The organism is Caballeronia sordidicola, assembly GCF_001544455.2.
Taxonomy (GTDB): domain Bacteria; phylum Pseudomonadota; class Gammaproteobacteria; order Burkholderiales; family Burkholderiaceae; genus Caballeronia; species Caballeronia sordidicola.
This window is the reverse complement of sequence record NZ_FCOC02000014.1, coordinates 143,341-163,775: the sequence shown is the minus strand read 5'-3', so window position 1 is coordinate 163,775 and position 20,435 is coordinate 143,341. Positions and strand designations below refer to the sequence as shown.

Annotated in this window: 17 protein-coding genes; 8 read left to right on the top strand and 9 right to left on the bottom strand. The window is 59.8% G+C overall.

Annotation, left to right across the window (positions count from 1 at the left end):
* Window positions 1–12 precede the first annotated feature (12 nt).
* Complete coding sequence (locus AWB64_RS21185; RefSeq protein WP_060857382.1) at window positions 13–1,272, bottom strand: efflux RND transporter periplasmic adaptor subunit; 1,260 nt, start codon at window positions 1,270–1,272, stop codon at window positions 13–15.
* Window positions 1,273–1,704: 432 nt separating this feature from the next.
* Complete coding sequence (locus AWB64_RS21180; RefSeq protein ID WP_060857381.1) at window positions 1,705–2,850, bottom strand: peptidyl-alpha-hydroxyglycine alpha-amidating lyase family protein; 1,146 nt, start codon at window positions 2,848–2,850, stop codon at window positions 1,705–1,707.
* A gap of 216 nt (window positions 2,851–3,066) precedes the next feature.
* On the opposite strand from AWB64_RS21180, the gene AWB64_RS21175 reads away from it, so the two are divergent.
* From AWB64_RS21175 to AWB64_RS21165, 3 genes are all read left to right on the top strand, one after another.
* Window positions 3,067–3,969: a ketopantoate reductase family protein gene (locus tag AWB64_RS21175; RefSeq protein ID WP_060857380.1), complete on the top strand. Its 903-nt coding sequence runs from the start codon at window positions 3,067–3,069 to the stop codon at window positions 3,967–3,969.
* A 90-nt stretch (window positions 3,970–4,059) separates the two neighbouring features.
* A complete protein-coding gene (xth, locus tag AWB64_RS21170; RefSeq protein WP_060857418.1) occupies window positions 4,060–4,866 on the top strand; it encodes an exodeoxyribonuclease III in 807 nt (268 codons plus the stop codon).
* 659 nt (window positions 4,867–5,525) lie between these two features.
* Entirely contained in the window at window positions 5,526–6,260 is a 735-nt protein-coding gene (locus tag AWB64_RS21165) for a Crp/Fnr family transcriptional regulator (RefSeq protein WP_060857417.1), read from the top strand.
* 82 nt (window positions 6,261–6,342) lie between these two features.
* Here AWB64_RS21165 and AWB64_RS21160 read toward each other — a convergent pair whose 3' ends face one another.
* Window positions 6,343–6,771 (bottom strand): cupin domain-containing protein, encoded by a 429-nt coding sequence (locus AWB64_RS21160; protein WP_244164139.1) that lies wholly within the window; start codon window positions 6,769–6,771, stop codon window positions 6,343–6,345.
* 333 nt (window positions 6,772–7,104) lie between these two features.
* Here AWB64_RS21160 and AWB64_RS21155 point away from each other — a divergent pair, with 333 nt between their 5' ends.
* Both AWB64_RS21155 and AWB64_RS21150 read left to right on the top strand, forming a co-directional pair.
* Window positions 7,105–8,310: a multidrug effflux MFS transporter gene (locus tag AWB64_RS21155; protein WP_060857379.1), complete on the top strand. Its 1,206-nt coding sequence runs from the start codon at window positions 7,105–7,107 to the stop codon at window positions 8,308–8,310.
* A gap of 54 nt (window positions 8,311–8,364) precedes the next feature.
* Window positions 8,365–10,161 carry an ABC transporter transmembrane domain-containing protein gene (locus AWB64_RS21150; RefSeq protein ID WP_060857378.1) on the top strand — a complete coding sequence of 599 codons (1,797 nt, stop codon included), beginning with the start codon at window positions 8,365–8,367 and terminating at the stop codon, window positions 10,159–10,161.
* 69 nt (window positions 10,162–10,230) lie between these two features.
* On the opposite strand, the gene AWB64_RS21145 is transcribed toward AWB64_RS21150, so the two are convergent.
* Window positions 10,231–10,881 carry a hypothetical protein gene (locus AWB64_RS21145; protein WP_060857377.1) on the bottom strand — a complete coding sequence of 217 codons (651 nt, stop codon included), beginning with the start codon at window positions 10,879–10,881 and terminating at the stop codon, window positions 10,231–10,233.
* Between the two features lie 199 nt (window positions 10,882–11,080).
* Window positions 11,081–12,415: a cellulase family glycosylhydrolase gene (locus AWB64_RS21140; protein WP_060857376.1), complete on the bottom strand. Its 1,335-nt coding sequence runs from the start codon at window positions 12,413–12,415 to the stop codon at window positions 11,081–11,083.
* 1,259 nt (window positions 12,416–13,674) lie between these two features.
* Between AWB64_RS21140 and AWB64_RS21135 the strand changes: the two genes are divergently transcribed.
* On the top strand, window positions 13,675–14,001 hold the full coding sequence (locus AWB64_RS21135) for a superinfection immunity protein (RefSeq protein ID WP_060857375.1): 327 nt from the start codon (window positions 13,675–13,677) through the stop codon (window positions 13,999–14,001).
* A gap of 29 nt (window positions 14,002–14,030) precedes the next feature.
* Here the strand turns inward: AWB64_RS21135 and AWB64_RS21130 are convergent, their stop codons facing one another.
* The 4 genes from AWB64_RS21130 to AWB64_RS21115 form a co-directional block, all read right to left on the bottom strand.
* Complete coding sequence (locus AWB64_RS21130) at window positions 14,031–14,942, bottom strand: ABC transporter permease (protein ID WP_060857374.1); 912 nt, start codon at window positions 14,940–14,942, stop codon at window positions 14,031–14,033.
* A 1-nt stretch (window position 14,943) separates the two neighbouring features.
* Window positions 14,944–15,858: an ABC transporter permease gene (locus AWB64_RS21125; protein ID WP_060857373.1), complete on the bottom strand. Its 915-nt coding sequence runs from the start codon at window positions 15,856–15,858 to the stop codon at window positions 14,944–14,946.
* Window positions 15,859–15,930: 72 nt separating this feature from the next.
* Entirely contained in the window at window positions 15,931–17,247 is a 1,317-nt protein-coding gene (locus AWB64_RS21120; protein WP_060857372.1) for an ABC transporter substrate-binding protein, read from the bottom strand.
* Between the two features lie 72 nt (window positions 17,248–17,319).
* Window positions 17,320–18,378, bottom strand: coding sequence for an ABC transporter ATP-binding protein (locus AWB64_RS21115; protein WP_060857371.1), 1,059 nt, complete (start codon window positions 18,376–18,378; stop codon window positions 17,320–17,322).
* 322 nt (window positions 18,379–18,700) lie between these two features.
* Between AWB64_RS21115 and AWB64_RS21110 the strand changes: the two genes are divergently transcribed.
* On the top strand, window positions 18,701–19,684 hold the full coding sequence (locus AWB64_RS21110; protein WP_060857370.1) for a polysaccharide deacetylase family protein: 984 nt from the start codon (window positions 18,701–18,703) through the stop codon (window positions 19,682–19,684).
* Complete coding sequence (locus AWB64_RS21105) at window positions 19,681–20,403, top strand: GntR family transcriptional regulator (protein ID WP_060857369.1); 723 nt, start codon at window positions 19,681–19,683, stop codon at window positions 20,401–20,403. Before AWB64_RS21110 ends, AWB64_RS21105 begins: the two co-directional genes overlap by 4 nt.
* Window positions 20,404–20,435 lie beyond the last annotated feature (32 nt).

The window sequence follows — 20,435 nt, the reverse complement described above, 5'->3', positions numbered from 1 at the left end:
GTGGGTCCGCTTCTACGAAGCAGCTTGCGCTGCGGACGCTGCGCCGCGGGCCTGCCGATGCTGTGCCTGAGAGCCGCTTGCCGGCGTTGCGGCACTGGCGCTGCCAGATGCGGGCTTCGGTTCCGCCGCCTGGATTTTCGCGCCGTCGCTGAGCCGGTCGGTGCCGTCGGTCACTACGATATTGCCCGCCGAAAGTCCCGACGTGATCACCGTGTTCCTGCCGTCGCTCGGGCCGAGCGTGACCTTGTGCACGGAAACGGTGTTGTTGGCGTTCACGAGATAGACATAGTCGCCCGGCGCACCGCTTTGCACCGCCGGCGTAGGCACCAGCACGGCGTTTTGAAGCGTATCTACCAGCAGTTTCACGTTCACGAACTCGCTTGGGAACAACGCTTCGTCCTCATTGGCGAAGGTTGCCCGCAAGGTGACTGTTCCCGTGCTTGTCGCCATCTGGTTGCTGACGGCGTAGAGCGTGCCGGTGGCGATCTCCCGCGAGTTGTCGCTGCTGTACGCGGTGACGGACAAGCGGGTGCCCCCGTTCATACGCTGCAGCACGTTCGCCAGCGAATCCTGCGGCACCGTGAATTGGACCGTGGTGGGCTTCATGGTGGTGATGACCACGATACCCGGCGACGACGAAGCCGTGACGTAATTGCCCGGATCGACGAGACGCAGGCCGACGCGCCCGGACACCGGTGCTGTGATATGGCAATAAGCGAGGTCAAGGTCGAATTGCGCGATGTTCGCGAGATCCACCTTGACCGCTGCTTCGTCCTGTTGCACGAGGAACTGCTGGTCGGCGAAGGTCTGCTCGGCAATCGACTTGCGCTCGTTCAATTGCGTGAAGCGGGCGAGGTCGGCGCGCGCCTGCGCGAGCGAAGCGCGGTCCTTGGCGAGTGTCGCCTCGGCTTGCTGCTTGTCGATCTCGTATTGGCGCGGATCGATCTGGGCGAGGAACTGTCCCTTCTGGACATCCTGCCCTTCGTGATATCCGACCGCTGTCAGGTAACCGCTCAGTTGCGGCAGCACGGTGACAGTCGCCGTGGGCGTCACCGTGCCCAGTTCGCTCAGGATTTCCGGCATCGAACCCAGGGTTGCAGTGGCCACGCTCACGACTTGAGGCGGCGCGGGTCGCGGGGCTTTTTTCCTGCCGAGCAAGTGGACGATCACGACCACGATCACAGCAAGAAGTAACACTGCCAGCACGATTCGCAACACAGATGAGCGCTTGCGCGGCTTCGGGGATTCGATACTTTGATCGGATGGCGTCATAAAGACCTTGGCAACATCTCAAAAATATTACGCACGGGTTCAATCGAGATTACGGCGTCTGATTCGTAGCGGATTGACACAGGCCGTGGAATCGATTGTCGCGGGGCATCGGGATTACATAATCAATACGATATGCATTACGAAGTATTTACTTTACGCATGCAGTTGGTTGTCAGCGGGCGCTGGCTCAATTCCAGATCGTATCAATCGTTGACATCGATCGGGTTACTGGAACATTGCACATTGTTACCAACGGGGGATGAGAGGCGGCACGAACCCTTTGCATCAGGTTCGGCGAGGACCTGAAGTAAAGATGGATTTCCTCAGGGAGGGTTGTGCCAAGGCGTTCCACAGAAATGCGGGACACCTGGGTTTTAACCGTGGACCATCGAGGGTATTTCGATTGATGACGTTGCGTCCACGGCTCCGTGCTCACGCGTGCAAAACCAGCTTCTGCACGCGCCAGTTAAGTAGCTCGGCGACGAAAAGCACGTTCTCCGACGGACACGCCATCTGGTGAATCCAGCCGAACTGCTTGAGCTGTTTGCCCGATTCACCCAGCACGCCGAGCAATTTGCCGTCGAGCGTCATCTTGTAGATGCGTCCGGGGAAGGCATCCGCGCTGTACAAGACCGGATTGGGACCCGGCGATATACAGATCGCCCAAGGCGAGCCGGGCGCAAACGTCCCGGCGGCAATGGCCGCTTCATCCGGCGCATAGCCAATTGCCGCACGCGCGCCCGGCGGCACGGGGACATCGATGGTGAACTGCCTCTGGAAATTGCCTTCGCCGTCGAACACCTGGATTCTACGGTTGCTTCGGTCCGCCACATACACGAGCCCTTCGGCATCGAGCGCAATGCTGTGCGGCGTGTGGAACTGGCCGGGACCCGTGCCGCGTTCACCCCACGATTTGAGCCAGTTGCCGTCGCGGTCGACCTTCGCCACGCGTGAATTGATGTAGCCGTCGCTGATGTAGGTGTTGCCTGCGGCGTCCCACGCGACATCGGTGACCTGGCGGAACCGGCCCGGCTCCGCGGGAAGCGGCGGGTTCGGATGCTTGAGAGGACCCGTTTCCTCGTCGGCGGCTTCCTGCTTGCGGCCGAACACCATCGCCACGCGGCCGTCCGGCGTGAACTTGATGACCATGTCAGAGCCCTTGTCGGTGACCCAGATGTTGTCCTGCTTGTCGACCTTCACGCTATGTGCGAACGACCACGCGTAAAGGTTGCGGCCGATCTCGCGGACGAACCGGCCGTCCGGGGCGAATTCAAGGAGCTGGGCTGCCGCGGCGGCGTACGCGGGTCCGCTCGTGTTACCGCGCGACAGCACGAAGATGTGGCCGTGCGAATTGAGTGCGACGCCGGAGCATTCGCCAAAATAGACATCGCGGGGAAGACGGACGGGGTTTGGAATGGAATCGAAAGCAATCTCGGGGACGCTTTGCGCGCGGGCCAGTTGCGGCGTAAGCGCCAGCGCCGCTGCGGCGCCCACGCCCAGTCGCAAGAAACCTCGCCGGTCGAGGCCGCGTTGTTCGATCCCGCAGCACGGGCATGACATCGAGTGGTATTGGCTCATCTGTGTTTGTCTCCGTTTTTGGTTGCAGGCCTATGCTAATCCGATTAAGTGAAACGCGACCGGTGGCGCAACCGGAACCGGCGGGCCGCCTGCATCGCGTTATGGGAAAATCCCCCACGAATACATGCGAACTGCAAAAGGCGTTGCCCATGCTTCAAGCGGTGATTCGCGAGACGCGGGCAAACTACATCGATCTCGACCAGGTGAGTGACGAAGATGAAAGTAGCGGTGATGGGTGCGGGTGCGGTCGGTTGTTACTACGGTGGCATGCTGGCGCGCGCGGGACACGAGGTGACGCTGATCGGCCGTCCGAATCATGTCGAGGCGATCACGCGTGACGGGCTGCGCATGCAGACCCTGCGTTTTGATGAACACGTGCGTGTGGCCGCGAGCACGCAAGCAAGCGCGGTCAAAGGTGCGGCACTGGTGCTGTTTTGCGTGAAGTCCACCGATACGGAAAGCGCCGCTGCCGAAATCAAACCGTATCTCGCGGACGACGCGCTAGTGCTGGTATTGCAAAACGGCGTCGACAACGCCGGCCGCGTGCGCAAGATCGTGGCGCAGGAAGTGGCCGCGGCCGTGGTCTACGTGGCAGCCGGCATGGAAGGTCCCGGGCACGTCCGCCATCACGGACGCGGCGACCTGGTGATCGAGCCATCGAGCGCAAGCGAGAGCGTCGCCCGCACGCTGATCGATGCACAGATTCCCACTGAAATTTCCCCCAACGTGACCGGCGCCCTCTGGGCCAAGCTGATCCTGAACTGCGCGTACAACGCGCTCTCCGCGATCACGCAACTGCCTTATGGACGCCTCGCGGAAAACGCGGGCGTGCAGGCTTCAATGCGCGATATCGTCGGAGAGTGTCTCGCGGTCGCGCGGGCGGAAAACGTCACCATTCCCGGCGATGTCGATGCGTCCTTGCGCATGATCGCCGAAACCATGCCGACGCAGTTTTCATCGACGGCTCAGGATGTGGCGCGTTCGAAGCCGACGGAAATCGACCACTTGAACGGACTGATCGTGCGTCTGGGCGAAGCGCATGGCATTGCCACGCCGGCCAATCGCGTATTGCACGCGCTCGTGAAAGCCATCGAGACGAAATACCCGAATCCGGCTTGATCTGAAAGTCTGCGCTGGAGGTCTGCATTGAAGGCCTGAAGATTGCGTGACGTCGCGTGGATCCAGCCACTTCATACGGGAGGCGCCAGCGTGAAAATCGCAACGTTCAACATCAACGGCATTCGTTCGCGCCTCGCCGCGCTGCTTGAATGGCTCGAGCGCGAATCCCCGGACGTTGTCTGCCTGCAGGAGCTCAAGGCGCAGGACGCGGCCTTTCCCATCGACGAGATCCGTGCGGCCGGGTACGGCGCGATCTGGCACGGGCAGGCATCGTGGAACGGGGTGGCGATCCTTGCAAAGGGCGGCGATCCGCTCGAAAGCCGGCGCGGCCTGCCCGGAGACAAGAACGATACCCACAGTCGCTATATTGAAGCGGCGATCGGCGGCATGTTGATCGGATGTCTTTATCTGCCCAATGGCAATCCGCAACCCGGACCGAAATTCGACTACAAGCTCGCGTGGTTCGAGCGGCTGATCGAATACGCGGCCAAGCTTTACGCAAGTGGGCATCCGGTGGTGCTGGCGGGCGACTTCAACGTCATTCCTACCGATGAAGACATCTACAACACCCGCTCTTGGAAGAAAGACGCGTTGCTGCAGCCCGAAAGCCGTGCCTGCTATGCGCGTCTCCTCGAACAAGGCTGGACCGACGCGCTGCGCGCGACGCACCCCGACGAACGCATCTACACGTTCTGGGACTATTTTCGCGAACACTGGAAAACCAATTCGGGCCTGCGCATCGACCACGTGCTGCTCAGTGCGGATCTCGCGCCAAGGCTACGGGGCGCGGGCGTTGACCGCTGGGTGCGGGACCGCCCTCGTGCGAGCGATCACGCGCCGGTCTGGATTGAACTGGGCGCGAGCGGCAAGGGTAAGGCAACGAAAAAAACCGGCTGAAGCTGGGCGCAATGACAGGAAAACGCCCCCTTGCGCCAATAACGCAACGTTTTCTGATCGTGGCCGCGCGTGCCGCCGGCGTTCGGCGCCGCCATGGCACGCATGATTTTCTGGTGGCTCGCCTTGCGGCGTCGGCCTCGGGACGCCCGAAAAGGTCCGCTTCGCCAAGGAGGCGCGGGATAGGTGGAACAGTTTTGAATCATTTTTGGAAGTTGGCTGGGAATGGCCTCTCGCGCCAAGGATTCCGCGATCAAACAGGCCCTTCCGGAAGATTTTTCGAACCGCGATGGGCCTCTGGTAAGACATTTGGCAGACAAAAGGGCTACGGGGATTAATCGTACGGATAACCGCCGGTCCCCGCTGATTTGTTCATAACTGAAACAAAAATCTTTTTGCCTCCAATGTTCGGTATGGCCTATCCCTTTCGCTTCCTTGATGGCATTGGGTTTGACACCTATTGGCACGGTCCTCGCTATGTATGTGGTACAGCGCTCGTTACGGTCGACAGTTAAAAACAATCAAACGACTTTGACGAATGCGCTTCGGGGCTGGTCGAGAACCGCGTTTCAAATGGATGCCGTCAGATGCATCAGGAAGGCGCGGAATTGACCGGAATAAAAGTACGGCGCATAGCGCAAGAATATAAAGAGAAGAACATCATGTTGACCCTTCAGTCCGATTTGCACGGCAACCATCTGTTGGGCGCGCTTCCCGCGCACGAATGGCAGGCGCTTACGCCTCACCTGGAACTGGTTCAGCTTCGTACGGAGCAGTTGCTCTGCGATTCGGGACAGCGCATTCACCACGTCTATTTCCCGACGACAGCCATCATTTCGCTCCTTCACACGATGGAAGACGGCGGCTCCGTGGAAATAGCCGCGATCGGCCGCGAAGGCATGACCGGCGTTCCGGTGCTGACCGGTGGCGATACCATGCCGACCCGCGTCCAGGTTCAATGCCCCGGCTTCGCTTATCGCATGAGCGCGTCCGCCTTGCGCGAGCAGTTCGGCCGTTCCGACTTCCTGCGCCGCCTGATGCTGCTTTATATGCAAGCACTGCTCACGCAAGTGGCGCAGACCGCGGCGTGCAACCGTCATCATTCGCTCAGCAAGCAGTTGTGCCGCTGGTTGTTGATCGAGATCGACCGGACGCCCACGGACCAGTTGCAGGTCACGCAGCAGATGATTGCCGACATGCTCGGCGTACGTCGCGAAGGCGTGACCGAAGCGGCAGGAAAGCTTCACGATGACGGCCTGATCCATCACAGCCGCGGTTGCATCAAGGTGCTCGATCGTGCGGGTCTGGAAGCGCGCGCGTGCGAATGCTACGGCATCGTCAAGCGCGAATTCGACCGGATGCTGCCGCGCGTGCGCCAGATCGAAGAAGTCTGCTAAGTCTTCTCGCGCGTGTGTGTCATGTTGGAAGCCATGCGTGGGGCGGTCTGCTAGGAGGCAGTGCCGATACTCGTCCCATGTCTCAACGATGGACGTCGTCAAGCTCCGGCAATAACATCACGCTTTCCTGGTCGTTCGGGTCGGTACGGGCAATGACCGTGACGCACGGCTCGGTGCTGCTCGGGTTATATGGCACGTGCGGAACATTCGCCGGGATATAGAAAAATTCGCCCGCTGCCACCGTTTCGTGATGCTGCAGGTTTTCCCCATACCAGACGCCGGACTCGCCGCTGATCACGTAGATCGCGGTTTCGTGCGCCTCGTGTTTGTGCGCTCGGGCGCGGATCATGGGCGGGAGTGTCGCAAGCTGCATGTGAATATGCCTTGATCCGACGGTTTGCGCCGATATGCCTTCCGCGTAAAGCAGTTTTTGTTTTCCGGCGCGCGCGGAGCCTGGCCGCACTTTGCGGCAGGCAGGGGTGACATCGACAGGTGTGTTCTCGGACATCATGTGAACTCCTGCTGTGGGTATGTTCGTTTCCCCTTGAGCGATTGACTCCCGCACGCCGGGGCGGTTGCCTGTCATGCCGGCTCCCGGAAATAACAACGCTTCGCCCGATCGTTCTATTCCATACAATCTGCCGGCGAGTAGCCGTGAGCACGGCGGGCCATCCTGTTGACTGCACTGCGCGGATTCCAATTTCACTGTAACGTCGCAACTTCGGGCGGCCCGATTCAAGTACGCGGGACGACGCGCGCGCTCTACGGCATCACGAACCGCGAACCACGATCAACCCCGGGTCACGCACGCACCCCGGGATTTTCCATTGTTGAACCGATCCTCATGAACCGACGTTTCCTGCAGCTAGCCATCGTGCTGGGCCTCATCACCGCCGTTGGCCCGTTTGCCATCGACATGTATCTTCCCGCGCTGCCGTCCATAGGCGGCGCGCTCCATGCAACCCCCGCCGAAGTGCAGCTGAGCCTGATGATGTTTTTCGTCACGCTCGGAGTCTGCCAGCTCGTCTACGGTCCGCTTGCCGACATGTTCGGGCGCAAGCTGCCGATCTATGCCGGTCTCGCGATCTTCACAGCCGGCAGCGTGGGCTGCGCGTTTGCACCGGACGTGCACCTGCTGATCGGCTTTCGCGTGCTGCAGGCACTCGGCGCGTGCGCGGGCATGGTCGTGCCGCGGGCGGTCGTGCGCGACCTGTACACGGGGCACGACGCCACGCGCCTGATGTCCCTGCTGATGCTGGTCGTGAGCATATCGCCCATTCTTGCGCCGCTGACGGGCAGTATCATCATCGCGGCGTTTGGCTGGCGTGGGGTGTTCTGGGCGCTGACGGTTGCGGGCGGTATCGCGTTCCTGCTCGCGGCAACGCAACTGGAGGAGACGCGCGAAGCGCATCATCGCGCCGATAGTTCCTGGGCCAGCGCATTCGCGGGTTATCGCAAGCTGATGACTGACCCGTCGTTTCTTGGGCTGACACTCGTTGGCGCGTTTGGCATGGCGTCGTTTTTTGTCTATCTGGCGAACGCGTCGTTTGTGATCATCGATCATTACGGGTTGACGCCGACCATGTTCAGCCTCTGCTTCGCGCTCAATGCGGCCGCGTTTTTCGGCGTCAGCCAGTTCACGGCGCGCTTTACCGCGAAGTACGGACTGCCGCGCGTGATTCGCGTCTCGGTCTCGGGCTTCGCACTTTCGATGGCGATCCTCGCCGTGTTGTTCGTCGCGGGCGCAGACAGCCTGCCGCTGATGATGCTGTTCCTGTTTATCGGCTATGGGTTCCTGGGACTCGTCATGCCTACGTCCGCGGTGTTGTCGCTCGAACATCACGGCGCGATCGCGGGCACGGCGTCGGCATTGATGGGCGCGTTGCAGTTCGTGGTCGGCGCGGCCGTGATGGCGCTCTCGGGGCTTGTGACAAACGGCGCGCCGAAGCCGATGGTGATTTGCATCGCCCTCGCGGCCATTACGGCGTTCGTGTTCGCGCATGTCACGCTGCGCGCGCAGCATTTCCGTTTGCCGGCAGCAGCGGAATAGACAATCCCGCCGGGCTGGCACAATCAACGGACCTTCGCTTCACCCGGGACCCTCATGTCACACGCTTTGTTGCCGCCGGAGCCCGCGCCGCCTTCGAAAGCGGTCGAACCGCTGTTCGCGCTGCTACCGTTCCTGCGTCCCTACGCCGGGCGTTGGGCGCTCGCGTTCCTCGCGCTGATAACGTCGGCAGGCGCTACCCTGGCGTTGCCGGTGGCGTTCAAATATCTGATCGACCGGGGCTTCGCCGGAGGCAACCGGGCCCATATCGACCGTTATTTTTTTGCGTTGTTCATTGTTTCGCTGGTACTGGCCGGCGCCACGGCGTTGCGCTTTTATCTGGTGTCATGGCTGGGCGAGCGCGTCACGGCCGACCTTCGGCGCGCGGTCTACGACCATATGCTCGGCATGAGCCCACAGTTCTTCGAGACCACGCAAAGTGGGGAAGTGCTGTCGCGGCTTACTGCCGACACCACGCTGATCCAGACGGTAGTAGGAACCAGCCTGTCGATGGGATTGCGTAACTTCTTCCTGCTCACCGGCGGCGTGGCGATGCTCGCGGTAACGAGTCCGGTGTTGTCGGGTTACATCATCGGCACCCTGGTCGTGGTGATTGCGCCCATTCTCATCTTTGGCCGTCGTGTGCGGCGGCTTTCGCGCGCGAGCCAGGACAAGATTGCCAACGCGAGCGCGCTGGCGGGCGAAGTGCTCAATGCCATGCCCACAGTGCAATCGTACGCGCAAGAACCGTTCGAGACGCGGCGCTTTGGCGGCGCGGTGGAACTGGCTTTTGAAACCGCGCTCAGGCGCATCCGGGCGCGTGCATGGTTGACGGCGGCGGTGATCGTGCTGGTGTTCACCGCGATCGTATTCGTGCTTTGGCTCGGCGCGCAGGCAGTGTTGGCCGGGCGCATGACCGCGGGGCAGTTGTCCCAGTTCATCCTCTATGCGGTGTTCACGGCCGGTGCCGTGGGCGCGCTCGCCGAAGTGTGGGGCGACCTGCAGCGGGCCGCCGGCGCCACCGAGCGGCTTCTGCAATTGTTATCGGCACGTTCGCCCGTGATGCAGGCCGCGACGACGGTCGCACTGCCGGCGCACGGTGAGGGCATCCGCTTTGACAACGTGAGCTTCTCGTATCCGTCCCGTCCTGGCATTGCGGCACTTTCGGGTCTCACGCTCAACGTGCGTTCAGGCGAGCATGTTGCGCTGGTCGGGCCATCGGGTGCCGGCAAGACGACGCTGTTTCAACTGCTTCTGCGCTTTTACGATCCGCAAACGGGCGGCATTCTGATCAACGGCGTTTCCACGCGCGATGTGCCGCTCGCCGACTTGCGCCGGGAAATCGGGGTCGTGCTGCAGGAATCGGTGATCTTTTCAGGCAGCGTGCTCGATAACATCCGCTACGGCGCACCTGAGGCCACGCTCGCGCAAGTACAGCGGGCGGCTGGGATGGCAGCGGCGGCGGGGTTTATCGAAGCATTGCCGCAGGGCTATGAAACGTTTCTTGGCGAGCGCGGCGTGCGTTTGTCCGGCGGGCAACGGCAACGCATTGCCATTGCCCGGGCGATCCTGAAGAATCCGCCTATCCTGCTGCTCGACGAGGCAACCAGCGCGCTCGATGCAGCAAGCGAACGGCTGGTGCAACAGGCACTGGACAACGCGGCGCACAACCGCACCACGCTGGTCATCGCGCACCGGCTCGCGACGGTTCAGCAAGCGGATCGTATTGTGGTGATGGAACAAGGGCGCATTGTCGCGCAGGGACGTCACGCCGATTTGCTTCTCAGCTCGCCGCTTTATGCGCAGCTTGCGGCGCTCCAGTTTGGAAGTGCCGAACTGCCATTGCACCAGTAAGCGCGTGATGCTGAGCGACCCTGAATATCGCTTTTGAGGCTTGATCAATGCTGCGTGAAGCAAGTGTGGTTATTGCGTGCCGGGGCGTTTTGGCGGCGGAAGTGAAGGATCGAGTCGGGCGGAATCCCTGACCAGGCTATCGGTCATCGCGGCTGCGACGGGATTTGTCCGGCGGCGGGACGGATCGTCATGAACGAGTGGGGCGGGCGGCGGCAACGCCGGGTCCAGCTTGGCGGACTCCCTGACAAGCTCATCCGTCACGACAGATGTCGCTGGTTTTGGGTTGTGGCTGCGCGTACTGTCGCGCGTGATATCGGCACGCGCTGTTTGCGCCGGACTCCTTGCGGGAGTGGATGGGCTGCGCGGGTTGGCTGCGTCGAGCGTTTGCGCGGGCGGCGGATTCGGCTTCGTGGCCGGTTGCGGCGGTGGCGCGATATTCGCGATAGGCGCAGCGGGCTCTGACGCGATATTCGCGATCGTGGACTGCGTGGGTGCATTGGCGACGACCCCTTCGCTGCCAGCGGAAGCTGTGCCAGCGATACTTCCCGCCGTGACATGCGTATCGCTCAATCCGGGGTCCGACTCCTCTTCAAGCGTGGAGCCGTCCGGTGCTGCGTGGGTTTCCGTCGACTCGTCGCCTTTGTGAAACACAAGATAAGCGCCCACGGCGAGTTCCGCGAGAAGCACCGCGATTATCAATGTCTTGCGGGTATTCCTCATATGAAGCAATGGTTCGTTTAAGCGACGCAATGCGGCCATGATAACCGCACGCTCGCCACGCTTCCCGAAAACGCGGGTTGTGCGGCGACGGCCACAACGCGCGCGACCGTGCGAGAAAGCATGTGACGAACGCCGCATGATCCGGACGTTTGAATGGTGGCCGGGCACGCAGGGTATCGTGCCCGGTCATGAAGCGCGCTCAGGTGTCCGGGTGGGACGACGAGAAGCTTGTGAACGCGTTGTACGGCTGGTTCAGCGTTGCACCGCTCACCATCAGGCCGTAAGTATCGTTGCCGCTGTCGAGCACGTAATACATGGCGGACTGGATGTTGTGCGTCTTTCTGGCGTTATAGAACTCGCCCAATTGGGTTGTGATGTAGTTCGCTCGATAAGCCGCACTCTGCTCGGGACCCGTGTTCCATTCCGTGATCATGAAAGGCACGTTGTAGCGAGCCTTGCAGTAGGTTGGCAGATCGAATCCCGGACCCGAACCGTCTGAACCGATGTTGAATATGTCGCCATACACTTCGTAGTTGTGCCACGTCGTGATGTCCCATTGGACTCTTGGATAGCCTCTGCTGCCATCGGGCTGCATGCCTTCCCACAGCGCATCTGCGGCTCCGACGTCGGCGACGCAGAAGTTGATGCCGCACTTGGCGTTCGACTGAACCGACTTCACGCCGTCGATCATGCCGCGCATCACACCTCGCATGGCCGGCCAGTTCGTATTGTTGAAGTCAACCGCTTTGGTGCCCGCTTGGGTGAAGTCCAGAATGGTCGAGTTCTGGCGGGTCAGCTCGTTGCCGCATTCGTACATGGTCACGCCATACTGCTTCAAAGTATTCGCAACAGTCGAAGCGACCGCGTAGCCCTGACTATAGGCAGCGTCCTCGCTGCCGAAGACATTGCCGTTGTTATCGGTCATGCCCTGGTTGATCAACACAAAGAGGGTGAGGCCCGCAGCCTGAAATGCCGCCGCCAATTTCGTTACAGCGGCAAGCTGCTGTGGATCATTGGTGCAACCTACGCGGAACGTCGTGCATCCCATTCCCTTCAAGATGGAGACGACCTGAGCCGGGGTATAAGGGTCATCCCAATGGCCGTTCATGCCGTAGAAGTTGCCCGGTATTGCAGCGCTCGCATGGCGCGGGTCGCTGGCTTGCAACCATCCGGCTGCGTCAGTCCAGAGATAGCACTGGCCTGACGTGTTCGTATGCCACATTCTGCCGCCGTACCACAGGAGCAAGGCGACGTTGAAGTTGACTCCGACAACAGAACCGTCGCGGTAGATGACTCCGTTGGATACGGTCCAGACGCGGCCTTGCGCGTCGATGATGGAGGACGCCGGGGGAATCATGGTGGCGTCCGCTGACATGTTGCTCACTGCTGCATTGACAACCGCTTTTCCACTCGATGCGCTGTTGACGGCTGCACCTGAAACGCTGCCGCCGTCGCTGGAACCGCCGCACGCAGCCAACATATAGCTACCGCTCAAAGCCGTGAGGCAACCTAGAAATTGACGTCTTTTTAACATGGCGAGTTGTGTCCAATGTCGAAAAAAGGCTCGACAAAAAAATGGTGTTGATTTCAGTTTGGGAGGCATGAAGCACTTGAAAGCCGTGCACTGATATCGCTCAAATAATTAGTAGAACTAAAAACTTAATGCTTGACCTCATTCTTTCAATTCCCGGGATAGCCACTGAAGACAGTGTTTCAGTTCGGACTACGAACCGAATGCCATGACCCGGCGCTGGTGTTCTGGAAACAATGTCCAGAATGTCCAGGCACGTCAATCGGCCGGATGGAACGTTTTCGCAAACGTTTTACCCAAAACATGCCATTACCGTGTTCTGTCCCGGCAAACTCTACCTTTTTCATCAAAGGCAGGCGCAAATCCTACCCGGAATGTCCGGTAGCGCTCAAACGAATTAATTTTTTTCGGGGAAAAAGGGAAAATTTTCTAATGCACCGGCGCATCCCACAAATATTTCCTCAGGAAATTGTTTGATTAATATGAGGAATACGATCATGATGTCTGATATTTGCCGGTTATCTCATTTGATTGGGGTAATTAATTCCTGATTATGTAACAATTTCTTATCGATATTTAGAAGGCAATCAATGGTGCCGATCCCGCCTGGATAAAGGGACTGATGAAGATTGGAGGACAGCCGGATCTTAAGGTGAGGGCGAGATTGAACACTATTAGTAATTAAAGCTCGTTTCCCGCGATTTGGTCCGTGACGGCCGGGCGTGCCCACAGGAGCTTTGCTTTGATCATATGGGATGGTTTAAGAAAAACTTCAACTTCATTGGTTAAGGCCGCTAAGTTTTTTGTGCGAAAAAGAAAGATTTAAAAATGAGATTAAATAAGGTGTTTTAACGGATTTATAAATTGGTGTAATTTAGATTATCTGGGTTTGTTTTATCGTGGTCGCGGAACTTTAAAGTGTATTTTTAAATACAAATACTTGCGCGTGCATTACGGAATATCTAATACTCGGTCCCCCGCTGTGCGATCCGGCGATGCGCCATTGTGAGGCGCGCCGTAATGCGTGATGTGTGGCTACATACGGGAAAGACACACAGGCGTGAAGGAGCCGGGGTCCTGGGTCGTATGAACGCAGGCCAGGCGAGGTTCAATAGCGCCTGATTATTACGGCGGTTAAATTTGTGACTTGGACCTTGGGCGCCATCAGGACTATTCTGCATTTTCGCTTGAACGGATCTTCGATTGCAACGTATGGCGGTTGCATCCATCCCGTTCAAGCGATCTGTAAGGAGAGCGCAAAAATGGTCGAAAAAACAGTGGTCCAGGCTTTTATTGCTGTTGTCGCAATGCTTGTGTACTTCACGCCGTCGATCGTGGCGGACAGGCGAGGGCGGCGCAACGTGCTGCTTCTCGCACTCATGAACGCGTTGCTTGGGTGGACGATCGTCGGATGGCTGAGCGCGCTTTACTGGGCGCTTCACCGCGACAGTCCCAAGAAGGTCGACCGCATCATGCGCCGCCAGATGCGCATCAAGGCCCATGCCACGGCCGATGCAATCGTCGAACGGGCGCTTGCGCGCAACGTTCCGCCAGCGAAGGCAATACGTATTTCCCGCGAACCCTACTGACAGGCGACGCGCAAGGCATCCGGCGTGCCTCATCGCCCGAGAGCGAGCGCACGCGAACGTCTGCGGCTCAACCCGCGCACCATCCATAGTCCAGCCACCATCACGGTAAAGGACAACGTGGTGGTCATGGTGCCAAGCGCGTAGATAACCGGCGTGGTCACCGAGGTCGTCAACCCCTGCAATTCAAGCGGCAACGTGTTCTGGTCGCCGATTGCCTGCGAGGTGCGCGCGATCTCGTCCCAGGACAACGTAAAGCCGAACATGCCCACGCCAATCACCGACGGCCCGATGATCGGCAACACGACGTGCCTGAAACTTTGCCACGGCGATGCGCCAAGGTCGCGCGCTGCTTCTTCGTACGCCGGGTTGAATCGATTGAAGACGGCGAACATCACGAGCAAGCCGAAGGGCAGCGTCCACGTGAGATGCGCGCCGAGCGCTGATGTATAAAGACCCATCGAGGTGGTGTAGTTGTCGACGAAAGATTCGTGCCCCATGAGCGTGGCGAGATATTTGACGCCGTTATCGAGTAGCCGGAACGTGAGTCCAATGCCCAGCGAGACAATGATCGAAGGCATGATCAGGCTTGCAACCGATACATAGAACACCGCGGTATCACCCCAAAAGCGCTTGCGAAACGCGAGTCCCGCAGCAACGGAGAACAGCACCGTCAAGACAGTCACCACGGCGGCGAGACGCACTGAACGTCCGAACGCAGCCCAGATGTCGATGTCTCCAACGCCCTGGCGCAGCACTTCGAACCAGTGCAATGACACACCGCGCATGGGGAAGGTGAGGCCGCCCTCCGGTCCCTGGAATGACAAAATGAAAATGGTGATGACGGGGCCGTAGAGAAACAGCACGAACAATGCGAACACGAGCGCAAGCCAATAGAAACTGGCAGGCCTGCGCTCGCGGTGTCTGAGACGGATCGCCGCCATGTCACAGCTCCTTGCGGATATCGACTACGCGGGTCAACGCCCACACGATCATGAGCACCACGGCGAGCAGGATGATCGCGTTGGCGGCGGCTGCGGGAAACTGCAGATAGCCCGTCTGCACCTGAATGATCTTTCCCACCGACGCAATCTGCTGGCCCCCCATCACGCCCACGGTCAGGAAATCGCCCATGACGATGGTGATCACGAAGATCGAACCAATCACGATTCCCGTCTTCGATAACGGCAGCACCACTTCGCGCATGACTTGCCAGCCGGTGGCGCCGGCGTCGCGTGCGGCCTCGAGCAGGGACCGGTCTATGCGCATCATTGCATTGAAGATCGGAACGATCATGAAGAACGTATAAAGATGTACGAACGCGAGGACGACGGAGAAATTCGAGTACAGCAGCCATTCGAGCGGCCGGTCGATCATATGCGTGCTTATCAGCGCCTGGTTCACGAGTCCGTTGCGCCCGAGCAGCGGCATCCACGAAATCATCCGGATCACATTGGAGGTCCAGAACGGTATGGTGCAAACGAGGAACAGCACGGTCTGCATGCCCGATGAGCGCACATGGAATGCAAGGAAATAGGCAATCGTGAAGCCGATCAAAAGCGTGACGGCCCATACGATCGCGCAGAACTTGAGGGTCGACGCATAGGTCTTGAAGGTCACGCAAACATCGGTTGTCGATGAACATCCGTCGAAAATCGCCGCATAGTTTTTCAGCGTGAACGCGGGGATGATCTGGTACTCGTTGAAGTCCCAGAAGCTCACAATCAACGTGATAATCAGCGGCACGACGAAGAACAGCGCAAAGGTCAGCGTCAGCGGCGTTGCCTGCAGCCATGCGGTGCTTCGCCGGTGTTTGACCGGCGCATCAAGTGTTTGAACGGGAAGCTCGATCGATGCCATTGCGTGACGATTCCCCATGAATGAACTGATGTGGCGGGTTTCATGCAAGGCATGAAGCCGGCACCCGCGAACTCAGGCCGCGATGAACTCATTCCATTTCTGGACCATGTAGATGTTCTCGTCCATCACCGCATTCCAGCACGCGATTGCGCCCATACGCTGGTTGTACGAGCCGCCGTCGCGCACGGTGCCGGCCTTTTCCAATAACTGGCCGTCGGGCGCCTTGATGTCCTGCGCCGCAGGCTTGCCCTCCATCCAGTAATCCCATTCGTAGGCCTGCATGTGGGGCTTGGCGGTGTCGGGCACGCCGGGGTAATAGCCCTGGCGCATCAGGTAGGCGCCTGCCCAGCCGTCCTGGAACCAGTTGATGAATTCATACGCGGCGTCGAGCTTGCGGCCCTGCAGTGAACGCGGCAGTCCAAACCCCGACGCCCACGACCGATACCCCTCCTTCAGCGGCTGGAACCTGCAGGCAACGCCCATGGTGCGGACCTTCGTCACGGCTGGCGACCACATGGACTGGATGACGACCTCGCCTGACGCCATCAGGTTCACGCTTTCGTTGAAGTCTTTCCAGAAGGCCCGGAACTGACCCGCGCGCTTCGCCTCGATGAGGATCTTGATGGTCTGGTCAATCTCGGCCTTGGTCATGTTGCCCTTGTCGCCGTACTTCATGTGGCCCATTGCCTCGATAGCCATCGCCGAATCCATGATGCCGATGGCCGGTATGTTGAGCAGCGCGGCCTTGCCCTTGAACTCGGGGTTGAGCAGTTCGGACCAGCTCGCGATTGGACGCTTGATCAGGTCGGGGCGGATGCCGAGCGTGTCGGCGTTGTAGGTGGTGGGGATCAGTGTCATCCATTCGGTGGGCGTCGCGGAAAATTGCGTCGAGCGTGGGCCTGTCAAAAACATCACTTTCTTCGGTGCGGTGCCCTGGTCGCCAATTTTCTTGCCGTCGACTTCGCCGCGAGTGAGCACAGGCGTGATCTTGTCGGCGAGCTTGATCTTCTTCGCGTCCATGCCGGCGAGTGTTCCGGCGGGGATCAGCTTCTTCAGCGAGAAGTACTCGGTGTCGACAATATCGAACGAGTTCGGTTGCGTGATGATGCGCTTGGCGACGTCGTCGGTCGTGACCGGGATGTACTGGATCCGAATGCCCGTGTCTTCCTGGAACTTCTTTGCGATATCCGAGCTCTGGTTCACCGCTGTGCCGAGATAGCGAAGCGTGATCTTTTCCTGCGCGTGCACGAAGGGGAACCCCGCAAGACCCGCTGCCGCCACCGCGCCCTTGAGCAAGCTGCGGCGCGTCAAGCCGTGGCCCGAGCCGAGGCCCGATTCAGCGGGCTCGCTTGCCGTAGTATCGGACGGGTATTCGTTTCGCTCGCTCATTGCAATCTCCCTTGGTTGACGTTCTCGCGCAGTCCCGCGCGGTTTTCATGTGGTGCGGCGCCGCTCGATCTTTCATGCCGCCAATGCGTGCGCATCGTGCTCGTTCCACCAGACCACGACGCGCGCATCGGGGCAAAGACGCTGCGGGTCGTATTCGTTATCGGGCAGCAGTGAGATGAGTTCGGGCGAACCGTCGAGCGGCGCCAGCGTCATGCGCAGATGCGTGCCCTGATATTCGGTCTCGCGGACCGTGCAAGGAATGCCGCCGATACGGCTAAGCCCGCCGTCGCTGGCCGTCGGCTGCACGGGCGTCGCGCCGTGGGGCGCAATTCGCAGATGATCGGCGCGCACGGTAAAGGCGCGTCCGTTGGCGCTGAGCACGTTATGGCCGCCGAGGAAACGCGCGACGAATTCAGTGCGCGGCCGGTTGAAGACTTCATGCGGAGAACCACTTTGTTCTATGCGTCCATGGCTCATCACCACGACCATGTCGGCGAGCGCCATCGCTTCTTCTTGCGAGTGCGTGACGTGCACGAAAGTGATGCCGAGTTCCTTCTGCCAGCGCTTGAGTTCAGCGCGCATCTGGATGCGCAGGAACGGGTCGAGCGCCGACAACGGTTCATCCAGGAGCAGGCAACGCGGTTCGTTCAGAAGCGCGCGGGCGAGCGCTACACGTTGTTGCTGGCCGCCCGATAACTGCGATGGCTTGCGTTCGGCGAACGCGCTCATTGCAACGAGTTCGAGCAGTTCGCCCGCGCGCTTGCGGCGCGCGTCTTTCGCCACGCCCCGCATCTTGAGGCTGAACGCGACGTTGTCGAGTGCGGACAAATGCGGGAACAGCGCATAGCTCTGGAAGACCATTGCGGTGCCACGCGTGGCGGGCGGTGCGCGCGTCACGTTGCGCTGGCCTATGAGGATGTCGCCATCGGTGATCGATTCGTGACCCGCAATCATCCGTAGCGTCGATGTCTTGCCACAGCCCGAAGGCCCGAGCAGGCAGCAGTACTGGCCGCCCGGAATGCGCAGGTCGATGGCGTCGACCGCGAGCGAGTCGCCGTATTGCTTCGACACGTGAACGAGTTCTATGTCAGCAGCTTCGGTCTTCACTACGGCTGAAGTGGACTGACTCATATGGACGGACTCACGAACGAACTCATGCGTTGCGTTTCCTGATCGATAACTGCACCAAGGGCTGCGGCCGGCTGATGCACCGTGAATTGCAAGACACATGCCACTTTGTTCGTGGTGCATTGCGTTTCATGCAAACCATCGCCCCTATTGAATGTCGACGATATGGCGTGTAAATTGCACACGATTCAAAATCGATCTGTCGGCGATCCAGGACCGAAAGCCGCACGGTCACGGTGCGTCGGCAGTCCGCGACAGTGCGCGATCCACCAAAAAGGTTCACGCGCAGCACGTTTCGTGTTGAGGTATTCGGGGGTTTTCGCACATGGTCATCATTAGTCACGCTGGCGCGTCGCACGGACCAGCGTTCGGTCCGCTCGCGACGCATGAGCGGTTTGCGTATCGCGCCATTTCCGATACCGATTCGTTTCGATGGCCGGGAGACACCGGACTTGCCGTTTATCTCGGCTTCAATATCGAGCACTTTGCGTTTGGCGAAGGACTGGGCGCGGCGCTTGGCCCCGTTTCGCCGCAACCCGATGTGCTCAACTACAGTTGGCGCGAATATGGAAACCGCGTAGGTGTATGGCGCTGCATGGAACTGTTCGATCAGCTCGGCCTGCCGTGCGGCACGCTGATCAACACGGCGCTCTATGATCATTGCCCCGATGTCATTGATGCATGTCTCGCGCGAGGCGACGAACTCATCGCGCATGGCCATACGAACGCGCAACGCCAGAGCGACCTGAACGAAGCCGATGAGCGTGCGTTACTGCTTCACTGCCGCGAGCGCATTGCGTCACATTCGGGGACGCCACCTTCGGGTTGGCTCTCGCCATGGATTTCAGAGTCGCACCTGACGCCAGACTTGCTCGCGGAAACGGGCTACGCTTACACGCTCAACTGGTGCCACGATGACCGCCCGGTTCGCATGGCGACGCGCGCCGGTTCACTATGGTCGATCCCGTATCCGCAAGAACTCAACGACTTGCCGATGATCATAGGCCGTCAGCTCGACGCACGCGCTTTTGCGGACATGATCATCGATCAATTTGACGAGATGCTCGATCAAGCCAGCAACAGCCGCCACAAGCAGGCGCTCGTGATGGGTATCGCGCTGCATCCTTACCTCGTTGGACAGCCGTACCGGTTGCGTCATTTGCGGCGTGCGCTTCGGCACATCGCGGCCGCGCGAGCGAATGGCGATGTCTGGATGACGACGCCCGGCGCGATTGCGCATCATATGGACGAGATGGAACGCGCAGGGCTCACCGGCCCGGAACATGCCACTTTTCATGCACGAACATGACACCCAGACCCGCGCTTCGAGTCGCGCAAAGGCCCGATACCTCACAGGAAGACATCGACACACGCCTCTATCAGGCGATCTTCGACGGCGTGCTCAATCATCGCCTGACGCCCGGCACCAAGCTGCCGGAACCGGAGTTGTGCCAGTTGTTCGGTGTCGGCCGCGCGGTCGTGCGGCGCGTGCTGGAGCGGCTGGCTTACGAAGGTATCGTCTCGTTGCGTCCGAACAAGGGCGCCGTGATTGCCGAGCCAACGCCTGAGGAGACGCGCGAGATTTTCGAAGCGCGCCGGTCGCTGGAACGCATCCTGGTGGAACTTGCGGTGCAACGCGCAAGCGCGCGCGATATCGACGTATTGCGCCGCCAGCTTGCCGACGAACACGAAGCAATGCATCGATTTGATCAGCCGTCATGGGCACGGCTTGCCAGCGGCTTCCATTTGCGCATAGCGGGACTCGCGGGCAATTCGATTCTGCAGCGCTATCTGAGCGAACTCGTATCGCGATGCTCGCTGATTGTCGGCGTGTACGAGCCGCCGGGCAACGCGCCATGCGAGCACGACGAACACACGGCAATTGTCGATTGCATTGAAGCGCGCGACGCATCCGGCGCAATCAGCCGCATGGAAGCGCATCTTCGTGAGCTGGAAGAACGCATTGAAACGTCACGCATGCAAGGCGAGCAAAGTCTCGGGCAACTGCTTGGTCTGCTTCAACCCTGAACCACTTGCACGCTGCCTCAAACCTGAACGGG